The 16,695-nt window shown below is 74.0% G+C and carries 15 protein-coding genes; 9 read left to right on the top strand and 6 right to left on the bottom strand.

What is annotated here, in order from left to right; all coding sequences use genetic code 11:
- Positions 1-8: 8 nt before the first annotated feature.
- The 3 genes from IF129_RS24370 to IF129_RS24360 all read right to left on the bottom strand — a co-directional run bounded on the left by IF129_RS24370 (position 9) and on the right by IF129_RS24360 (position 4,698).
- A complete protein-coding gene (locus IF129_RS24370) occupies positions 9-1,376 on the bottom strand; it encodes an ABC transporter substrate-binding protein (RefSeq protein ID WP_191211984.1) in 1,368 nt (455 codons plus the stop codon).
- A 32-nt stretch (positions 1,377-1,408) separates the two neighbouring features.
- Complete coding sequence (locus IF129_RS24365; protein ID WP_191211983.1) at positions 1,409-3,160, bottom strand: glycoside hydrolase family 13 protein; 1,752 nt, start codon at positions 3,158-3,160, stop codon at positions 1,409-1,411.
- A 269-nt stretch (positions 3,161-3,429) separates the two neighbouring features.
- Positions 3,430-4,698: an ABC transporter substrate-binding protein gene (locus tag IF129_RS24360; RefSeq protein ID WP_191211982.1), complete on the bottom strand. Its 1,269-nt coding sequence runs from the start codon at positions 4,696-4,698 to the stop codon at positions 3,430-3,432.
- Positions 4,699-4,874: 176 nt separating this feature from the next.
- Between IF129_RS24360 and IF129_RS24355 the strand changes: the two genes are divergently transcribed.
- The 5 genes from IF129_RS24355 to ygfZ all read left to right on the top strand — a co-directional run bounded on the left by IF129_RS24355 (position 4,875) and on the right by ygfZ (position 10,075).
- Entirely contained in the window at positions 4,875-5,381 is a 507-nt protein-coding gene (locus tag IF129_RS24355) for a PadR family transcriptional regulator (RefSeq protein WP_191211981.1), read from the top strand.
- Positions 5,378-6,184: an ABC transporter ATP-binding protein gene (locus tag IF129_RS24350; RefSeq protein ID WP_191211980.1), complete on the top strand. Its 807-nt coding sequence runs from the start codon at positions 5,378-5,380 to the stop codon at positions 6,182-6,184. Before IF129_RS24355 ends, IF129_RS24350 begins: the two co-directional genes overlap by 4 nt.
- Positions 6,185-6,190: 6 nt before the next feature.
- A complete protein-coding gene (locus tag IF129_RS24345; RefSeq protein WP_191211979.1) occupies positions 6,191-8,584 on the top strand; it encodes an ABC transporter permease in 2,394 nt (797 codons plus the stop codon).
- 68 nt (positions 8,585-8,652) lie between these two features.
- Positions 8,653-9,090 (top strand): Fur family transcriptional regulator, encoded by a 438-nt coding sequence (locus IF129_RS24340; RefSeq protein WP_191211978.1) that lies wholly within the window; start codon positions 8,653-8,655, stop codon positions 9,088-9,090.
- A 10-nt stretch (positions 9,091-9,100) separates the two neighbouring features.
- A complete protein-coding gene (gene ygfZ, locus IF129_RS24335) occupies positions 9,101-10,075 on the top strand; it encodes a CAF17-like 4Fe-4S cluster assembly/insertion protein YgfZ (RefSeq protein WP_191211977.1) in 975 nt (324 codons plus the stop codon).
- 63 nt (positions 10,076-10,138) lie between these two features.
- Here ygfZ and IF129_RS24330 read toward each other — a convergent pair whose 3' ends face one another.
- The 3 genes from IF129_RS24330 to IF129_RS24320 form a co-directional block, all read right to left on the bottom strand.
- Positions 10,139-11,158 carry an ABC transporter substrate-binding protein gene (locus tag IF129_RS24330; RefSeq protein ID WP_191211976.1) on the bottom strand — a complete coding sequence of 340 codons (1,020 nt, stop codon included), beginning with the start codon at positions 11,156-11,158 and terminating at the stop codon, positions 10,139-10,141.
- A gap of 70 nt (positions 11,159-11,228) precedes the next feature.
- Positions 11,229-12,017 (bottom strand): ABC transporter ATP-binding protein, encoded by a 789-nt coding sequence (locus tag IF129_RS24325; RefSeq protein WP_191211975.1) that lies wholly within the window; start codon positions 12,015-12,017, stop codon positions 11,229-11,231.
- Complete coding sequence (locus IF129_RS24320; RefSeq protein WP_191211974.1) at positions 12,017-13,132, bottom strand: FecCD family ABC transporter permease; 1,116 nt, start codon at positions 13,130-13,132, stop codon at positions 12,017-12,019. The genes IF129_RS24325 and IF129_RS24320 overlap by 1 nt, the downstream gene beginning before the upstream one ends.
- A 294-nt stretch (positions 13,133-13,426) precedes the next feature.
- Here IF129_RS24320 and IF129_RS24315 point away from each other — a divergent pair, with 294 nt between their 5' ends.
- The 4 genes from IF129_RS24315 to proC all read left to right on the top strand — a co-directional run bounded on the left by IF129_RS24315 (position 13,427) and on the right by proC (position 16,406).
- A complete protein-coding gene (locus tag IF129_RS24315) occupies positions 13,427-13,972 on the top strand; it encodes a hypothetical protein (protein WP_191211973.1) in 546 nt (181 codons plus the stop codon).
- Between the two features lie 70 nt (positions 13,973-14,042).
- A complete protein-coding gene (locus tag IF129_RS24310) occupies positions 14,043-14,789 on the top strand; it encodes an ABC transporter ATP-binding protein (RefSeq protein WP_191211972.1) in 747 nt (248 codons plus the stop codon).
- A complete protein-coding gene (locus IF129_RS24305) occupies positions 14,786-15,538 on the top strand; it encodes an ABC transporter permease (RefSeq protein WP_191211971.1) in 753 nt (250 codons plus the stop codon). The genes IF129_RS24310 and IF129_RS24305 overlap by 4 nt, the downstream gene beginning before the upstream one ends.
- A gap of 58 nt (positions 15,539-15,596) precedes the next feature.
- Entirely contained in the window at positions 15,597-16,406 is an 810-nt protein-coding gene (proC, locus tag IF129_RS24300) for a pyrroline-5-carboxylate reductase (RefSeq protein WP_191211970.1), read from the top strand.
- Positions 16,407-16,695 lie beyond the last annotated feature (289 nt).

The following is a 16,695-nucleotide window of genomic DNA, read 5'->3' as shown; positions in this document are numbered from 1 at the left end:
GCGGGTCCTCAGCCCTTGAAGGCGGCGGCTGCGGCCTTCTCCAGCTCGGCAGCCGTGGCCTCGGGGTCGGAGGGGTCGCGCAGGAAGTCCTGGAGGATCTTCCACTCGCCCTTGCCGGCCGTGCCGCCGAACGCCGCGGGCGCCTGGTCGGACATGTCGAACCGGACGGTGTCCCCGGCCTCCACCAGGGACTCGGCGGTCTGCCGCGTCAGGTCGTCCCCGTAGGAGGAGAGGTCCAGCTCCTTGTTCGGGGAGAGGTAGCCGCCCGCCTCGGCCCAGACGGCCGCCGCCTCCGGGGAGGCCAGGAACTTCATGAGGGCCATGGCGGCCTCCTGGTTCTTGCCGTCCTTGAGCACCACGGCCGCGTCACCACCGCTGACGACGGGCGCCTCGCCGCCGTCGACGGCCGGGAAGGGGAAGAAGTCCGCGTCCTCGCCGAGCGTGCGGCCGAAGTCGTTGGTCACGAGCGCGCCCACGAAGTCGCCCTCGTAGACCATGCCGGCCTGCGGCTCGGGGCCGAACACCTTCTGGACGGAGGTGGGGAAGTCGGTGCGCAGCGCGCCCGCCGCCCCGTCGGCGAGCAGGTCGTCCTCGGCGAACAGCTCGCCGAGGGTGGTCAGCGCGTCGACGACGCTCCGGTCCGTCCACGGCAGGTTGTGCTCGGCGAGCTCGTCGTACTTCTCCGGGCCCGCCTGGGACAGGTAGACGTTCTCGAACCAGTCGGTGAGGGTCCATCCGTCCTGCCCGGCCACCGAGAAGGCGGGCAGTCCGGAGTCGGATATGGTCCCGGCCGTCTCCATCATGGCCGCGTAGGAGTCCGGCGCCTCGACGCCCGCCTGGGCGAAGGCGTCGGGGCTGTACCAGACGAGCGACTTGTGCGCGGCCTTGAAGTACAGGCCGTAGTACTCCCCGTCGACCGTGCCGTAGTCCTTCCAGACGTTGGCGAAGTTCTGCGAGGCGTCCTGCTCGACGTCCGAGGACAGCGGCGTCAGCCAGCCGTTGTCGGCGAACTGGTTGAGCACGCCGACCTGCGGCACCATGACGACCTCGGGCGCGTCACCGCCCTGGATCTTGCTGCCGATGACCGTGGAGACGTTGTCACCGGTGGACAGGAAGTCGGTCTTGGCGCCGGTCTTCTCGGAGAAGGCGTCCAGCACCTTCTGGAAGTTCTCCTGCTCGGTACCGGTCCACACCCCGGCCACGGTGACCGTCTGGCCGCTGAACTCGCCCTCCGACGCCGGTCCCGTCGTGTCGCCGTCGCCGCACGCGGCGGCGGTGAGGGCGAGGGCGAGGGCGGCGCCGGAGGCGGTCGCGGTACGGCGGACCCGACCGGCCCGTCCGGCGCGGTGGGCGGAGCGGTTCGTGGTGCGTCTCATCTCTGATGTCCCTTCGGGGGGTTCAGCGGGGTTCAACGGGGTTCGGGGATGTCGACCGCCGTCCCGGCCGGGGGGCCGGCCGGGGCCTCGGCGGGCGGATCGCTCATGTACCAGGCCGCGGTCGAGCCCGGCAGGACGCCGTCCGGGCAGGCGCCGCTGGCCAGCAGGGGGAGGCCGGCGACGGGCGACACGGCCGGCTCGGTGCCGAAGTTGACGGCGCACACGAGCCCGTCGCCGCGGACGAAGGCCAGCACGTCCGGCGGCGTCTCCAGCCAGCGCAGCGTCCCCTCGCCCAGTTGCGGCAGACTGCGCCGCAGCTGGAGGCCGTCGCGGTAGAGGTGCCACGAGGAGCGGGTGTCGGCCAGGGCGCGGTCGGTGGCGTGCTCGGCGAAGTAGGCGGGCTGCGGCAGCCACGGGCGGGCGGCCTCCTGCCCGGGAGCGCCGGGGGTGAAGCCGAAGGGGGACGCCTGCCCGCTCCACGGCAGCGGCACCCGGCAGCCGTCGCGGACCCGGGCGCGGCTGCCGGTGCGGCGGTAGATGGGGTCGGTGAGGACGTCGTCGGGCAGGTCCACGACCTCGGGCAGACCCAGCTCCTCGCCCTGGTAGACGTAGGCGGCCCCCGGCAGCGCGAGCATGAGCAGCGCGGCGGCGCGGGCCCGGGCCGTACCGAGGTCCGCCGTGTCCCGACCCGTGTCCGCCGTGCCGCCGCAGCCCGCGTACCGGGTCACGGTGCGCACCTGGTCGTGGTTGTTGAGCACCCAGGTGACGGTCGAGCCGGTGCCGGCGATGTCCCGCATGGCCTCGCCGATCGTGGCGCGGAAGGCCCCGGCGTCCCAGGGCGCGCTCAGCAGGTCGAAGAAGAACGCCTGGTGCAGCTCGTCGGGCCGCACGTAGCGCGCGTGCTCCCGGGCGGTGGGCACCGAGACCTCCCCGACCAGCAGCCGCTCGCGGCCGTCGCGGGCGGTGTACTCGTCGCACACCGCGCGCCACTCGCGCCACACCTGGTGCACCTCCTCCTGGTTCCACGCCAGGGGGTTGACCGAGTCGCGGGCGCGCTCGTCGGCCGCCGGGTCGGGGGAGTCCGGCAGGGCGGGGTGCTTGTAGAGCCCGGCGGCGACGTCGATGCGGAACCCGTCGACGCCCCGGTCGAGCCAGAACCGCAGCACCGCGTCGAAGTCGTTGCCGACGTCGGGGTTGCGCCAGTTCCAGTCGGGCTGCTCGGGGGTGAAGAGGTGCAGGTACCACTGGCCGGGGCTGCCGTCCGGCTCGGTGACGCGGCTCCAGGCCGGGCCGCCGAACATGGCCCGCCAGTTGTTGGGCGGCTCGTCGCCGCCCGGCCCCCGGCCGTCAGCGAAGTGGAACCGGGCACGGGCCGCGCTGTAGGGCCCGGCGGCCAGCGCCGCACGGAAGTGCGGGTGCTCGACGGAGCAGTGGTTCGGAACGATGTCGAGCAGGACGCGGATGCCGAGCCGCCGGGCGTCGGTCACCAGCCGGTCGAACTCGCCGAGGTCCCCGTAGACCGGGTCGACGTCGCAGTGGTCGGTGACGTCGTAGCCGTGGTCGTGCTGGGGCGAGGGGTAGAAGGGGCTGAGCCAGATGCCGTCGACCCCGAGCTTCTTGAGGTAGGGGAGCCCGGAGCGGACGCCCGCGAGATCCCCGATGCCGTCGCCGGTGCTGTCCAGGAAGCTCCGGACGTAGACCTGGTAGATCACGGCGTCACGCCACCAGTGACGCCGCTGACCCGGATGGAGGAGAGGGCCGTCTCCGGCCGTTGCTGTGAGCATGTCCCCGCTGACCTCGACGTGTGCGCTGCGCGGTCCGTCGGCGCCCGTTCTCGATTGCTCCCCTCTGTTATGCATATATGTTATGTAGCGCTGTCGAAGGGGCGTGTCAACGCCCTACCCGCAGGTATCGCCAGAAAGTCCGCCTGGTGACGGGGAACGTGGCCTGCCTGAGACCCAGACATGCCTAACGTGTAACTAACGCGAGGGTTGACCGTCCGACCCCGACGGGGGCCGCGGCGGGGGCGTTGCCCCGGCGGACGGGGGTCCGCTCAGCCCCGGTCGGCGATCCGGGCCAGCTCCCGGCCCAGCCGGGCGACGGCGTCCTGCGGCGACTGCCGCAGCGCCAGCGCGTCGTGCACGACGGCCTGCACGGCCAGGCTGACCTGGTCGTACCGGGCGCTCTTCGGCCGGGGTTCGGCGGCGAGCACGCTCTCGCGCAGCGTCGGCAGGTACGGGTGCTCGCGCACCAGCTCCGGGTCCGCGTACAGGTCGGCGCGCACCGGCGGCAGCGACCCGTCCGTCAGCACCCGGCGCTGCACCGGCTCGCTCGTCAGGTAGCGGATCAGGTCCGCCGCCGAGTCCGGATGGCGGGAGTGGCTGGAGACGGCGAGATTGGAACCGCCCAGGACGCTCGTGCCCGGCCCGTCCGGCCCCGGCAGCGGCACGGTGCCGAACTTCCCCGCCACCTCCGAGCCCGGCGCCCCGGCCGGCCCGTGCACGTACGGCCAGTTGCGCAGGAAGAGCAGCTCGCCGTTCTGGAACGCCAGCCGGGACTCCTCCTCCTTGTAGCCCAGGGCCTCCCGGGGGATCCAGCCGTCCCGCACACCGTCCGCCAGGAAGGCCAGCCCCTCCACGGCGGCGGCCGAGTCGACGGTCACCCGCGTGCCCTCGTCGTCCAGGAACGAGCCGCCCGCCGAGCGGACCACCTCCACCGCGTTCGCCGTCAGCCCCTCGTACGGCAGGAACTGCCCGGCGTACCCGTCCAGCCCGTACTCCGGGGCGATCGTCCGCGCCTGCCGCTCCAGCTCCGCCCAGGTGCGCGGCGGCTTCTCGCCCTCGCGTTCCAGGACGTCCTCGCGGTAGTACAGCAGCCCCGCGTTCGTCACGTAGGGGACGGCGTACAGCTCGCCGCCGAACGTCGCGGTGTCCACGACCGGCGGCAGGAAGGACTTGAGCGGGAAGGCGTCGCGGTTCAGCGGCGTGATCCAGCCGGCCGCCGCGAACTCCGAGGTCCAGGCCACGTCGATGTTGAGCACGTCGAAGCGGTCGCTCCCCGAACGCAGCTCGGTGATCATCTGGGCCCGCGTCTCGTCCGCCGAGTCGGGCAGCTCGACGAGGGTGACCTCCTCCCCGGGGTGCGTGCGGTTCCACCCGTCGAGAAGGGGGCCGAGGTAGTCGGTGAGGTCACCGGCCGTCACCAGCGTCATGGGGCCGCGCTCGTCGCCCCCGCCCGGGGACGGAGCGCCGCACCCGGCGTAGGCTCCCACCAGCACGGCGCCCGCCAGGAGACCCCTGCCCGCGGCCCGCTTCCACCGCATCGGTCCTCCCGGGCCACCGGTCCCACCGGCTCCTTCGCACGGCCTTTCCCACCCATATATACCCGTTGGCCATGCGCGATACTAGGCGTGCGTGAGCACGGGCGCGGGTGCCCGCGGCGCACGCACAGCGACGAACGCGCACGACGAACGACCGGCCGGGGAGGAGGAGACCGCCGTTGCGTCTCCCGCTCCTGGCCCTCCTCGCCCGGGGACCGGCCCACGGCTACGAGCTCAAGCAGGCCCTCGAAGCCCTGCTCGGCGCCGCGTACCCGCAGCCCAACATCGGCCAGATCTACGTCACCCTGGGCAGACTGGAGAAGGCCGGACTCATCGAGGGCGAGGACGTCGAGCAGAGCAACCGGCCGAACAAGCGGACCTACCGGCTCACCGACGCCGGAGTCGAGGCCGTGGAAGCCTGGTACGAGGAGACGACCGCCGAGCCGCGGGTGCGGGACGAGTTCTTCATGAAGCTCGCACTCGCCCCGCACTCCGGCACGGCCGACCCGATCACGCTGATCAACAAGCAGCGGCGCCAGTACCTCAACACCATGCGCGACCTGTCCAAACTCGCGGCGACCGAGGAACGCGACAACCGCGTCGCCCAGCTGCTCATCGAGGGCGCCATGCTGCACCTGCAGGCCGACCTCGACTGGCTGGAGCGCTGCCAGGAGGAGCTGGAATGAGAAGGTCCCGCCCGGCACCCGACACACCGCCCGAGCCCGCCGAGCCCGCCGAGCCCGTTACGGAGCCGATCGTGCGCGCCGAGGGCCTCAGCAAGACCCACCACGGCGAGAGCACGCCCGTGCACGCGGTGCGCGGCGTCGACCTCAGCGTGGGACGCGGCGAGTTCGTCGCCGTCACCGGCCCGTCCGGCGCGGGCAAGTCCACGCTCCTGCACCTCGTCGGCGGCCTCCAGCGCCCCGACGCGGGCAGCCTGTGGATCGACGGCCGCCGCGTCGACGGCTACGACGAGGCCCGCTGGGCGGTCCTGCGCCGCCGCAGCATCGGCGTCGTCTTCCAGTTCTTCAACCTCATCTCCAACCTCACCGTCGCCGACAACGTCGAACTGCCCGCCCTCCTCGCCGGCACCGGCCCGAAAGCCGCCCGCGCCGCCCGCGAGGAGCTGCTGGAGGAGCTGGGGCTCGCCGGCAAGGAGCGCTCCATGCCCGGCGAACTCTCCGGCGGCGAACAGCAGCGCGTCGCCCTCGCCCGCGCCCTGGTCAACCATCCGGCGCTGCTCCTGGCCGACGAACCCGCCGGCAGCCTCGACAGCCGGGGCACCCGCGAGGTGCTGCGCCTGCTGTCCCGCTTCCACCAGCGCGGCCAGACGATCGTCCTCGTCACGCACGACGCCCGGGTCGCCAGCGCGGCCGACCGGGTCATCAGCTTCTTCGACGGGCGCATAGCCGACGACGCCGTCCTCGGCGCCGGGCCGCGGCGGCCCCGTCCGGGCGGCGTCGCGGGCACGCTGGAACTGAAGGACTGAGCCGCCGTGCGGGCCGTACTGCGCTGGGCACACGCCGATCTGCGGGCTCACCGGGGGGAGGCGCTGTTCATCCTGCTGGCCACCGCCGGGATCACCGCCTCCCTGCTCCTGGCCGGAGCCCTGTTCAGCTACGCGGCCAACCCCTGGCAGCGCGTCTTCACCCAGTCCGAGGGCGCCCACGTGTGGCTCCACACCCGCGCCGGGACGGAACGCTCCGACGTGGCCGGGCTCGCCCGCCTGGACGGCGTCGCCGACATCGCCGGCCCCTACCGCACCACCCGCACCAGCGCCTCGTCCCCCGGCGCCGAGGCCGCCGTCGAACTGCGCGCCACCGGCCCCGAGCTGCCCGGCACCGCCCGCCCGCTGCTCGTCACCGGCCGCTGGCTGACCGCCGACGACGCCCCGCGGGCCGCCGGGGAGCCGGACCGCGAGCCCGGCGACGGCACCGCGGGGGACTCCCCGCACCCCGGCGTCGTCCTGGAGCAGTCGCTCGCCACCGTCCTCGGCGCCGCACCCGGAGACACCGTCACCGTCCCCGACGAGAACCGGGGACGGCAGCCGCTCACCGTCGTCGGCGTCGTGGAGACCGCCGAACCCCGATACCGCCCCGGCGAACGCGCCGGCACCGCCTGGGTCCTCCCCGGGGCCTTCTCCGGCGCCGCGCCCGACGGCGTCGGACAGACCGTCGGGCTGCGGCTGACCGACCCGGCCGACACCGACTTCCTCGTGCAGCGCGCCGTCACCGAGCTCGGCGCCGACCGGGTCGCCCAGGTCACCAAGTGGCAGCAGGCCAGAGCCGAGGCCGAGGGCGGCGACCGACTGCTCGGCCTGCTCTTCGCCGCGTTCGGCCTGGGCGCGCTCCTCGCCGCCGGGCTCGCCGCCTACGGCGCCATCAACACGCGCGTCCGGGGCCAGCTCCGCGACATCGCCGTCGTCAAGGCCGTCGGCTTCACCCCGGCCCAGGTCGTCAGCACCTTCCTCCTCCAGCACCTCACCTACGCCGTCGTGGGCGTCACCGCCGGGACGGCCGCCATCGCCGTGCTGGGCGACCGCATCCCCGGCCGCATCGGCGAGGCCGCCGGCGTCTGGGACGACCTGCCCGGCCACACCTCCCTGCTGCTCGCCATCCCCGCCGCCGCGGTGCTGTTCATCGTCGCCGCCACCTCGCTCGCCGCCTGGCGGGCCGGACGGGTGCCGCCCGTCCCGGCCGCCCGCGCCGCGCTGCCCGCCGGACGGCGGCTCTCCCCGCCCGCCCGCCGGGCCCTGGGCCTGCGCCTGCCGCCCGCGCTCGTCCTCGGCTGGCGCGGGGCGTTCGCCGGGGCCCCGCGCCGCCTGCGCACCCTCACCTCGGTCGCCCGGCTCGCCGTGCCGCTGTTCATGATCACCGTCGCCCTCACCGCCTGGACCACGGTCGACCGCTTCCGCACCGAACCGGCCGAGGTCGGCATGCCCGCCGCCCTCACCGCCCGGGTGACCGACCCGGGCGCGATCACCGACGCCGAGGCCCGCCGCGTCCTCACCGCCCGCCCCGACGTGGCCGCCGCGCTCCCCGGCGCCGAGGTCGCCGCGCTCGTCCCCGGCCAGACCGGCACGATCACCCTGCGCGGTCTCGGCACCGCGGAGCACCCCTACCCGTTCACCGTCGCCGAGGGCCGCCCGCCCACCGGCCCGGACGAGGCCGTCGCCGGGCAGGGCCTGCTCGACCTGCTGGACGTCGAGGTCGGCGACTGGGTGCGCATGACGGTCGAGGGCCGCCCGCAGATCCTCCACCTCGTGGGCCGCAGCATCGAGCCCGACCGCAACGGCCGCGTCGTCTCCACCCCGCTCGACACGCTGCACGAACGGGACCCCGGCCTGCGCCCGGCCTTCTACCGGCTCGTGCTGGACGAAAGCGCCGACCCCGCGACCGTCCGCGACGCCCTCGCCCCCGCGGTCGGGCCCGCCCTGGAGATCAGCGAGACGCCGTCCTTCACCGACGGCCTCGCCCCCGCCCGGGTCGTGTTCGTCGGGGTCATCGTCGTGCTCGCCCTCATCGGCCTCACCGAACTGCTGACGGCGATCGGGGCGACCGTCCGCGACCGCGGCCGCGACCTGCTCGCGCTCAAGGCCATCGGGCTCACGCCCCGGCAGATCAGCGGTGTCATCGTCGTGGCCACCGGGTTCACGGCCCTGGCCGCCGCCGTCGTCGGCATCGCCCTCGGCGTCCTGGCGGGACGGCTGCTCGTGGACGCGCAGGGCGCCGCCTCCGGCATCGGCGCGGGCATCGCCGCGGCGCCCCCCTTCCCGGTCCTCGCCGGGGTCGCGGCGGCGGCCGTCCTCGGCGCCGTCGCGGTCTCCGCGCTCCCCGCCGCCCGCGCCGCCCGCCGCCGGCTGGCCGACTCCCTCAGTGAGACGCTGTAGCCCGCCGCCGGTCGCCCGCCGCCCGCCGAGCGGCCGCTGCTCCGCACACGGCCTCCTACAATGGCCCCGTGGTGAGCAGCGACTGGCAGACGGATCTGCGCAAAAGGGGCTACCGCCTGACCCCGCAGCGCCAGCTCGTGCTGGAGGCCGTGGACGCCCTGGAGCACGCCACCCCCGACGACATCCTCGCCGAGGTCCGCAGGACCGCCCACGGGGTGAACATCTCCACCGTCTACCGCACGCTGGAGCTCCTGGAGGAGCTCGGCCTCGTCAGCCACGCCCACCTGGGCCACGGCGCCCCCACCTACCACCTCGCCGACCGGCACCACCACATGCACCTCGTCTGCCGGGACTGCACGACCGTCATCGAGGTCGACGTCGCCATGGCGGCGGGCTTCACCGACGAACTGCGCAGGCGCTTCGGCTTCGACACCGACATGAAGCACTTCGCGATCTTCGGCCGCTGCGAGCAGTGCGGCACGCCGGAGCCGGACGGCGCGCCGTAGGCTTGCAGGCATGTCCTACCTGAGCCCTCTGCTGTCCCTGCCCGGCGCGGTCGCCGGTGAAGAGCCGGACGAAGGCGTCGCCGCCCACTACGGCGACCTGTTCCGCGAACAGCGCCACCTCGCGGACGGCGTCGGGTTCGTGGACCTCTCGCACCGGGGCGTGGTGACGGTCTCCGGCGCGGACCGGCTGAGCTGGCTCCACCTGCTGCTGACCCAGCACGTCAGCGACCTGCCCCCGCACCGGGCGACGGAGGCGCTGGTCCTCTCCGCCAACGGCCACATCGAGCACGCCCTGTACCTCGTGGACGACGGCGAGACGGTGTGGGCGCACACCGAGCCGGGCGCCCAGGACGCGCTCATCGCGTACCTGGAGTCGATGAAGTTCTTCTACCGCGTCGAGGTCGCCGACCGGACGGACGCGTTCGCCGTCGTCCACCTCCCGGCCGGTTCCATCACCGCCACGCCCGAGGGCGTCCTGGCCCGCGAGACGCCGCACGGACGCGACCTCTTCCTGCCCCGGGAGCGGCTGTCCGCCTTCGCCGAGGAGCACGGCCCGGCGGCCGGCGTCCTCGCGCACGAGGCCCTGCGCATCGAGGCGCACCGCCCCCGGCACGGCCTGGAGACCGACCACCGCACCATCCCGCACGAGCTGGGCTGGCTGGAGACGGCCGTCCACCTGCAGAAGGGGTGCTACCGGGGGCAGGAGACGGTGGCCCGCGTCCACAACCTCGGCCGCCCGCCGCGTCGGCTGGTCTTCCTCCACCTCGACGGCAGCGAGGTCAAGATCCCCGTGCACGGCGACCCGGTGCGGCTCGCGTCCGACGGCGCCGAGGGCCGCGCCGTGGGCTTCGTGACGAGCTCCGCCCGCCACCACGAGCTCGGCCCCATCGCGCTGGCACTGGTCAAGCGCAACGTGCCCGCCGACGCCGAACTGCTCGCCGGTGAGCGCACGGCCGCGGCCCAGGAGCTCGTCGTCCGCCCCTGACGCACCCGCGACCCCCGTCCGACGCTCCGGGCCCCGGTCCCGGAGCGTCGGGAAGCCCCCGGCTCAGCTGTTCTCGCGCACGAACGCGCCCAGCGTCTCGACGGCCGCCGGGTTGCGCGGGCTCTCCACCAGGTCCACGTAGTCCAGGACGACGATCTTGTCGTTCTTGATCGCGGAGACGTTCTTCAGCGGTCCGAAGGACTTCAGGAACTCCTCCTTCTGCTCCGCCGTCACGTCCCCGTAGTCGTTGATGACGATGATCTCGGGGTCACGCTCGACGACGGTCTCCCAGCCCACGGTCACCCACGAGTCCTCCAGGTCGGACATGACGTGGTCGCCGCCCGCCTTGGTGATGATGTCGTGCGGCCCGGCGAAACGGCCCGACGTCAGCGGCTTGTCCCGCCCGTCGTCGTACAGGAACACCCGCGGCCGGTCCTCGCCCTCCGGGGCCTGCTCCCGGACCGCCGCGACGCGCTCCTCGAAGTCGGCGACCAGCTTCTCCGCCCGGTCCTCGACGTCGAAGATCTTCCCCAGGTTCCGCAGGTCGGTGTAGAGCGCGTCGAGCGGCGACATGACGCCGCGCGCCTTGCCCTCACCGTTGCGGCACGACTCCGACAGCAGGTAGGAGTCGATGCCCAGCTTCTCCAGCGTGGCGGGGGTGAAGCCCTCGGCCTCGTTGAACCCGTAGTTCCAGCCCGCGAAGACGAGGTCCGCGTCCGCCCCGACGGCGATCTCCTTGCTGATCGACTCCTTGCCCAGCCACTCGGTCTTCTCGTAGCCGTCGGCCCACGGCACGCCCGAGGTCTCGCCGTGCCGGTCCCGCATGACGTAGCCCGCCATGTGGTCCTCCAGCTCCAGGGCGAACATGATCTCGGTGATGCCGACGTCGTTCGTCACCACGCGCTCCGGCGCCGCGTCGAACGTCCTCTCCTCGCCGCAGTTGGTCACGGTCACGGGGTAGTGGCCGCCGCCCCCCTTGCCCTCCGCCTCGCTCTCCTCGACCTGCGCACCGCAGCCGGTGACGAGGGCGAGCGCGGTGAGCGCGGAGAACGCCGGAAGAACGGATCGCAGCGGATGACGCATGGTGGAGCTCCTTGCAGAGGTGGGAACACGGACCGTGGGGGGTGGAAGCCTCGTCGGGTGGACCACGCCGTCAGCCCAGCCGGTCGAACAGCAGCTGCACCGACCCCGACTCCGGGTGCCTGACGCGGTGCGCCCGCACCCCGAAGACGTCGGCCAGCAGCTGCGGGGTGAGGACGTCGGCGGGCGCACCGGAGGCGACGATCGCGCCCCGCGCGATGACGTACAGCTCGTCGCAGTACCCGGCGGCCAGGTTCAGGTCGTGCAGCGCCGTCAGCACCGTCATGCCGCCCGGCACGTCCCCCGCCGCCCGGTCCCGCACCAGCGTCAGGACCTCCAGCTGCTGGGCGATGTCCAAGTGGTTCGTCGGTTCGTCGAGCACCAGCACCTTCGGCTCCTGCGCCAGCGCCCGCGCGATGAGCACCCGCTGCTTCTCGCCGCCCGAGAGGCTCAGGAACGCCCGCTCGGCCAGGTGCGCGGCGCCCACGCGGTCCAGCGCGCGGGCGCAGTGGTCGCGGTCGGCGGCCGACGTCCGGGCCGACGCGCGCTGGTGCGGCAGCCGTCCCATCGCCACCACCTCGGCGACGGTGAACCCGAACTCCGTCACCACCTCCTGCGGCAGCGCCGCCAGCCGCCGCGCCCCCTCGCGCGGCGCCATGGCGTGCAGGTCCTCGCCGTCCAGCCGCACCGTCCCGGCGGTCGGGCGCAGCGCCCGGTAGACGCACCGCAGCAGGGTCGACTTCCCGCTCCCGTTGGGCCCGACGAGCCCCACCAGCCGTCCGCTGCCCGCCCGCAGCGTCACATCCCGCACCAGGTGGGCCCCGGCGATCCGCACGCTCAGCCCGTCGACGTCGACCTTCATCAGGCGGCTCCGAACGTGTAGCCACGGCGCCGCATCAGCAGCAGGAAGGACGGCACACCGATCACGGCCGTCAGAACGCCCACCGGCAGCTCCACCGGAGCCAGCACCGTGCGGGAGGCCACGTCCACCCACACCAGCAGCAGCGCCCCCGCCGGCGGCGCCACGGCCAGCAGCCGGCGGTGGTCGGCGCCCACCAGCATCCGCGTCGCGTGCGGCACCATCAGCCCGACGAACCCGATCGTCCCGCTGACGGCGACCAGCGCCCCGGTGACCAGCGCCGTCATCAGGAACAGCTCCCGGCGGAACCGCTCCGCGCCCACCCCGAGCGCCGCCGCCGTCTCGTCGCCCATCGCCAGCGCGTTCAACCGCCGCGCGGACAGGGCCAGATAGGCCAGCCCGGCGCACACCGCGCCCGCCGCGATCGGCACCGACTGCCACGTCGCGCCGCCCAGGCTGCCCATCAGCCACATCATCGCCGAGCGCGCCGCCTCCCCCCGCTCGGCGGCGAACACCATCAGCGTCGTGATCGAGGAGAAGCCGTAGTACATCGCCGTCCCCGTCAGCACCAGCCGCAGCGGCGTCATGCCCTGCGCGCTGCGCGCCACCACGTAGACCAGCGCCATCGCCCCGAGCGCCGAGACGAACGCCGCCCCCGACAGCGCCCACACCCCGAGCATCCCGAACGCCCCGAAGATCAGCACCGCGTTGGCCCCGACGGCCGCCCCCGAGGAGATCCCCAGCACGAACGGGTCCGCCAGCGCGTTGCGCACCATGGCCTGCAACGCCACCCCCACGGCCGCCAGCCCCGCACCGACCACGGCCGCCAGCAGCGCCCTCGGCAGCCGCAGTTCCCACACGATCGTGTAGGCCGAGACGTCCTCGGCGGCCACGACGCCGCCCGTCAGCCCGGCCCGCAGCAGGCCCAGGGCCTCCCCGAACGACAACCCCGCGGCCCCCAGGCCCACGGCGGCGGGGACGGAGCAGAGCAGCGCGAGCAGCAGCCCGCACACCAGGGCGGGCACGGGAAGACGGCGCGGCGCGGGCGGCCGGTCCGCGTCCCCGCCGGGTGGCGCGGCCGACGGCGTGCCGACCTCGGATCTGACCGGTGTGGCCACGGGCGGATCACCTTCGCCTCGGGCCGTGCGCGTATCGGGCAGGAGCTGCCCGGCCGTCCCGTGCGCGGCGACCAGCACCGCGCGCGGCGTCACCGCGCGGCTTCCCCTCGCAGTCCACGACGAGTTGACAGGAGCGTTGCGCCACCGCAGGTGATCGGGCTCGCGGAGCCGGGTGACGGCTCCGCCTACCGTTGCGGGTCAGCGCCGGGATTCGACCGGCTTCCCCCGCGGAGGCGTACCGCAGCGTACCGCCTCGCGCCGCCCGCCCGACCGCCGCCCGGGATAATCGGACCCATGGACGACGCATCCCCGCGGCCCCCGGCCGCCGCCCGCCCCGCGCCCGGCGGACCCGCGACGGACCCCGACGCGCCCCGCCCCGCGCCCCTGCGCTTCTACGGCACCACCTGGGTCGACCACAGCGGCGGCTACACCCTGCGCCGCGCCGGCCTCGCCCTCGGCGCGCTCGGTGCGGCGGCGGCCGGCGCCGCGGTCCTCGTCCTCGCCTACCAGGGGCTCACCATCGCCGCCGTCGGCGGGCTGGTGAACCTCCTCGTCCTGGCGGCCTTCGCCCTGTGCAGCGCCCTCGCCTTCGTCCGCACCTGGTCGGGCTACCTCCGCCGCCCCGAGGGCGACGACCCCGTCGCGAGCAGCCAGGGCCTGCGGTTCATCGGGTTCCTCGGCGTGCTCCTCGCCTACGCCGCCCGCACCCTCGTCGAAGCGCCCGGCGAGCGGCTGCACCGCGCCGAGTACGAGCGGGCCCTCGCCCGGCACGAACGCCGCCGCAGCACCCGCACCGGCAACCCGGCGGCCCGTCGCAGGAACTCCCGGCGCCGACGCTGAGGCACACCCAGGGGGCACCGTCGGCGTTTCCCCCTTGACCCGCCGACCCCGCCGGGCGCACGTTCGGCGCATGACCGACCCCGCGCCGCCCGGCGCCGTCCACGCCCGCGACCTCACGGTGCGCCGAGGCCCCCGCACCGTCCTGAGCGGCCTGACCTTCGACGTCCGGCCCGGCACCGTCACCGGCCTGCTCGGGCCCTCCGGCGGCGGCAAGTCCACCCTCATGCGCGCCGTCGTCGGTACCCAGGCCCACGTCACCGGCACCCTCGACGTCCTCGGCCGCCCGGCGGGCCACCCCGACCTGCGCCGCCGCGTCGGGTACGTCACCCAGGCGCCGTCCGTCTACACCGACCTCACCCCGCGCCAGAACCTCGACTACTTCGCCGCCGTCCTCGGCGTCCGCCGCGCCGAGCGGGCCGGACACGTCGGCCGCACCCTGGCGGATGTCGACCTCACCGACCACGCCGACGACCTCGCCCGCACGCTCTCCGGCGGCCAGCTCTCCCGCGTCTCCCTCGCCGTCGCCCTCCTCGGCCGTCCCGAGCTCCTCGTCCTCGACGAACCCACCGTCGGCCTCGACCCCGTCCTGCGGCGCGACCTGTGGGACCTCTTCCACCGCCTGGCCCACGAGCACGGCACGACGCTCCTCATCTCCTCCCACGTCATGGACGAGGCCGACCGCTGCCAGCGGCTGCTCCTCCTGCGCGAGGGCCGCCTCCTCGCCGACGACACCCCCGACGCGCTGCGCACCCGCACCGGAGCCGGCACCGTGGAGGGCGCCTTCCTCCACCTCGTCGAGACCGGGGCCGCCGCATGACGTCCTCCCTGCCGTCCCCGTCCCGCGTCCTGGCCACCGCGCGACGCGTCCTGCGCCAGCTCGCCCACGACCCCCGCACCATCGCACTGCTGCTGCTCGTCCCCGTCCTGCTGCTGGTGCTGCTCTACTACGTCTTCGACGCCGACCGCACGGCCTTCGACCCCATCGGCGCCGCGCTCCTCGGCATCTTCCCGCTGACCACGATGTTCCTCGTGACCAGCATCGCGACCCTCCGCGAGCGCACCTCCGGCACCCTCGAACGCCTGCTGGCGATGCCGCTGGGCAAGGCCGACCTGATCCTGGGCTACGCCCTCGCCTTCGGAGCGCTCGCCACGGTGCAGGCGACCCTCGCCACGACCGTCGCCGTCTGGGCCCTCGACCTCGACATCGCCGGATCCACCTGGCTGCTGCTCCTCATCGCCCTGCTCGACGCCCTGCTCGGCACCGCGCTCGGCCTCTTCGTCTCGGCGTTCGCCCGGTCCGAGTTCCAGGCCGTCCAGTTCATGCCCGCGGTGATCTTCCCGCAGCTCCTGCTGTGCGGCCTGTTCGCGCCGCGCGACAGCATGCAGCCGGTCCTGGAGGCCGTCTCGAACGTCCTGCCCATGTCCTACGCCGTCGACGGCATGCGCGAGGTCCTCCAGCACCCCGAGGTGACGGCCGACTACGTCCGCGACGCGCTCGTCGTCGGCGGGAGCGCCGCCCTGGTCCTCGCCGTCGGTGCCGCCACCCTGCGCCGTCGGACCACCTGACGTACCAGCGGGCGGACGGCGCCGCCCGGCCGCGGTCCGCTTTTGCCACGATGGAGGCATGACGCAGAAAGTCGCCGTGCTCGGCACGGGCAAGATCGGTGAAGCGCTCCTCAGCGGCATGATCCGCGGTGGCTGGTCGCCCGACGACCTGCTGGTCACCGCACGCCGCCCCGAACGGGCGGCCGAGCTGCGCCGCCGACACGGCGTCGAGGCGGTCACCAACGCCGAGGCCGCCAAGGCCGCCGACACCCTCATCCTGACCGTCAAACCGCAGGACATGGCCGCCCTGCTCGACGAACTCGCCCCGCACACCCCGGCCGACCGCCTGGTCATCAGCGGCGCAGCCGGCATCCCCACCGGCTTCTTCGAGGCCCGCCTCGCCGAGGGCACGCCCGTCATCCGCGTCATGACGAACACCCCCGCCCTGGTGGACGAGGCCATGTCCGTCATCTCGGCCGGCACCCACGCGAGCGAAGCGGACCTGCGTCACGCGGAGGAGATCTTCAACGGCGTCGGCAAGACGCTGCGCGTCCCCGAGAGCCAGCAGGACGCCGCCACCGCGCTGTCCGGCTCCGGCCCCGCGTACTTCTACTTCCTCGTCGAGGCCATGACGGACGCCGGGATCCTCCTGGGCCTGCCCCGGGACAAGGCGCACGACCTCATCGTGCAGGCCGCCGTCGGCGCCGCCGTCATGCTCCGCGACAGCGGCGAACACCCCGTCAGGCTGCGGGAGAACGTCACGTCCCCCGCCGGAACGACGATCAACGCGATCCGCGAGTTGGAGAACCACGGCGTACGGGCGGCCCTCATCGCCGCCCTCGAAGCCGCCCGCGACCGCAGCCGCGCCCTGGCCGGGGGCCAGGGCTGAGCACGCCGTTTGGACGTGGCGGGGGCGTCGTGTAGAGTTCTTCGAGTTGTCAGCGGGTCGACACGACTCCGCGAAGCAGCACCTCCGCCACATCCGGTGGCAACCCCTACTGACGTACGACTCCCGATCGGGATGGCTTTCGGCATGCCGGAATCCCTTTCGAATCGCTCGATTTTGAGCGGTGCGGGAAATCCTCTAAAGTAGCGGTCACGCCGGAAGGCGGTCCCCGCCGACAGGGGAATTCGGATGCGAATCCAGCCGGAAACGGCAAGGACGAAGATCTGATAGA

It is taken from the genome of Streptomyces chumphonensis (assembly GCF_014779715.1).
Lineage (GTDB): Bacteria > Actinomycetota > Actinomycetes > Streptomycetales > Streptomycetaceae > Streptomyces > Streptomyces chumphonensis.
The sequence above is the reverse complement of the archived record's forward strand: the minus strand, read 5'-3'. Positions and strand labels throughout refer to the sequence as shown.